We start from the raw sequence: 2,164 nt of genomic DNA, 5'->3' as shown, positions 1-2,164 counted from the left end.
GGACGCTCCGCGTCCTTTGTGACGCAGAGCGTCACGGGTTTCATTCCCACGCAGAGCGTGGGAACGATCGGCGTGTGCCACGAAGGTTTTTCAGACGGCGACGCTGACGTCCTGCCGATCCACCGCGACCAACGTCTCGATCATTGCCCTCGCCGCCGGCGACAACCGGAATCCGGTGCGGCTGACGATGCCGCAGCGGGCGTTCATGCTTTCGAGGTTCTGCGGCAGGTTGCGCCAGTGCAACAGCACCAGCGAACCCTTGGCGACATCCTCAATAAACGCCTCCTCCGTGCCGACGCCGATTGCATTGGATTGCAGCACCACTTTGACCAGTGCCGGAAAGTGCTCGGTCTCGATGGTCGGCGAGAAATCGATGCGCCCGCTGAGATTCGCCAGCAGCTTGCGAATGCCTGGCGGGATCAGGGTGGCGGCCAGCGGGTAGTCGAACATGTCGTTGGTCGACAGGCTTTCCTTGGCCAGCAACGGATGCCCCGGCCGGCAGAAAAATACCCCGCGCTTGGGCGTCAGCGGTTGCGTCTGGAAATTCGGATCGGACTCGAAATGACGGATGTCGGCGATGAAGAATTCGATCTCTTCGCGGCTCAGCGCGCGGCTCAGTTTTTCCCAGTTATCAACCTGAAAACAGGTGCGCACTTTCGGGTGCGCATTGATGAATTGCGCCACCGCGTCCGGCACCAGTTTCACCGCCGGCGCCGGCCCGCAACCAAAATGCACTTCGCCGGCGTCGAGCTTGGTCATTTGCGTCACTTCAGCGCTGAGCAACGCTGCGCCCTGCACCAGGCTCAAGGCGTGTTGCAGCACCACCTGGCCCTCGGGCGTGGGGCGCAGATCCTTGTTGCCGCGATCGACCAGCACGCAACCGAACTCCTGCTCCAGCCCCTGAATGCTGCGGCTGAACGCCGGTTGAGTGATGCCCATGGCGTCGGCCGCACGGACAAAACTGCGGTGTTCGTTGAGGGCGATGAAGTAGCGCAACTGGCGAAGATCCATATGCTTTTCCGGCATCCTAAAAATAGCTCGAAGGCATTTGCGACGAGGGTTGCTTGAGGTTTTAAATGCAAGCTCTTATTCCGTCAACGAAGCATGTGAATACCTATTAGATATAAATGGAATATAGATAGAGCGTTGTTTCGCTGCCGCCAAAACCGCAAACCGTCGATGAGGGTCTTCCCATGAGTAATGCTGCACTCGCCGTAAAACCCGTTTCTCACGCGCTGGAAATTCACCCGGTAGCCGGTCGTATCGGTGCCGAAATCCGCGGCGTGCATCTGTCCGGTGAGCTGGACGCCGCCACTGTCGAAGCCATCCAGCAAGCCTTGGTCGAATACAAAGTGCTGTTCTTCCGCGAGCAGACGCAACTCGACGATCAGCGTCAGGAAGCCTTCGCCCATCTGCTTGGCGAACCGGTGGCACACCCGACCGTGCCATCGCGCGAAGGCACCCGTTACCTGCTCGAGCTGGACGGCGCCGAAGGTCAGCGCGCCAACTCCTGGCACACCGACGTGACTTTCGTCGACGCTTACCCGAAAGCCTCGATCCTGCGCTCGGTGGTCGCCCCGGCCTTCGGCGGCGATACGCTGTGGGCCAACACCGCAACGGCATACAGCGGCTTGCCGAGCGAGCTGCGTGAGCTGGCCGACAAACTGACCGCTGTGCACAGCAACGAGTACGACTACGCCGGTGCGAAGCCGGACGTCTCGGCAGAGAAGCTGGAGCGCTATCGCAAAGTCTTCACCTCGACTGTCTACGAAACCGAGCACCCGGTGGTGCGCGTGCACCCGATCAGCGGCGAGAAGAGCTTGCTGCTGGGGCATTTCGTCAAACGCATCAAAGGTTATTCACAGGCAGATTCGGCACACCTGTTCGGTTTGCTGCAGAGCCATGTGATCCGCCAGGAAAACACCGTGCGCTGGCGCTGGCAGGCTGGAGATGTGGCGATCTGGGACAACCGCTCGACGCAGCATTACGCGATTGATGATTACGGCACCCAGGATCGCGTGGTGCGCCGGGTGACGCTCAAAGGCGAAGTGCCGGTGGGGGTGAATGGGCAGCGGAGTCTGACCATTAAGGGCGCGGATATCGTCGGCGTCTGATTCGCCTCTTCGCGAGCAGGCTCGCTCCCACATTGATCGTTCCCACGCTC

The 2,164-nt window shown here is 60.5% G+C and carries 2 protein-coding genes; one reads left to right on the top strand and one right to left on the bottom strand.

The genetic code is table 11. The features are described from left to right. Positions 1–90 precede the first annotated feature (90 nt). The gene (locus OQK_RS09815; RefSeq protein WP_038860809.1) at positions 91–1,011 is read right to left on the bottom strand and encodes a LysR family transcriptional regulator; all 921 of its coding nucleotides are present in this window, start codon (positions 1,009–1,011) and stop codon (positions 91–93) included. Between the two features lie 182 nt (positions 1,012–1,193). On the opposite strand from OQK_RS09815, the gene OQK_RS09810 reads away from it, so the two are divergent. After that, positions 1,194–2,114 carry a TauD/TfdA dioxygenase family protein gene (locus OQK_RS09810; RefSeq protein ID WP_016772229.1) on the top strand — a complete coding sequence of 307 codons (921 nt, stop codon included), beginning with the start codon at positions 1,194–1,196 and terminating at the stop codon, positions 2,112–2,114. Positions 2,115–2,164 lie beyond the last annotated feature (50 nt).

This window comes from Pseudomonas sp. R62, from assembly GCF_000257605.1.
Taxonomy (GTDB): Bacteria; Pseudomonadota; Gammaproteobacteria; order Pseudomonadales; family Pseudomonadaceae; genus Aquipseudomonas; species Aquipseudomonas atacamensis.
The sequence above is the reverse complement of the archived record's forward strand: the minus strand, read 5'-3'. Positions and strand labels throughout refer to the sequence as shown.

What these genes read in the sequence shown, in the direction of transcription:
- OQK_RS09810 (WP_016772229.1), top strand. Translation starts at nt 1,194, where the DNA reads ATGAGTAATGCTGCACTCGCCGTAAAACCCGTTTCTCACGCGCTGGAA.
- OQK_RS09815 (WP_038860809.1), bottom strand. Translation starts at nt 1,011, where the DNA reads ATGGATCTTCGCCAGTTGCGCTACTTCATCGCCCTCAACGAACACCGC.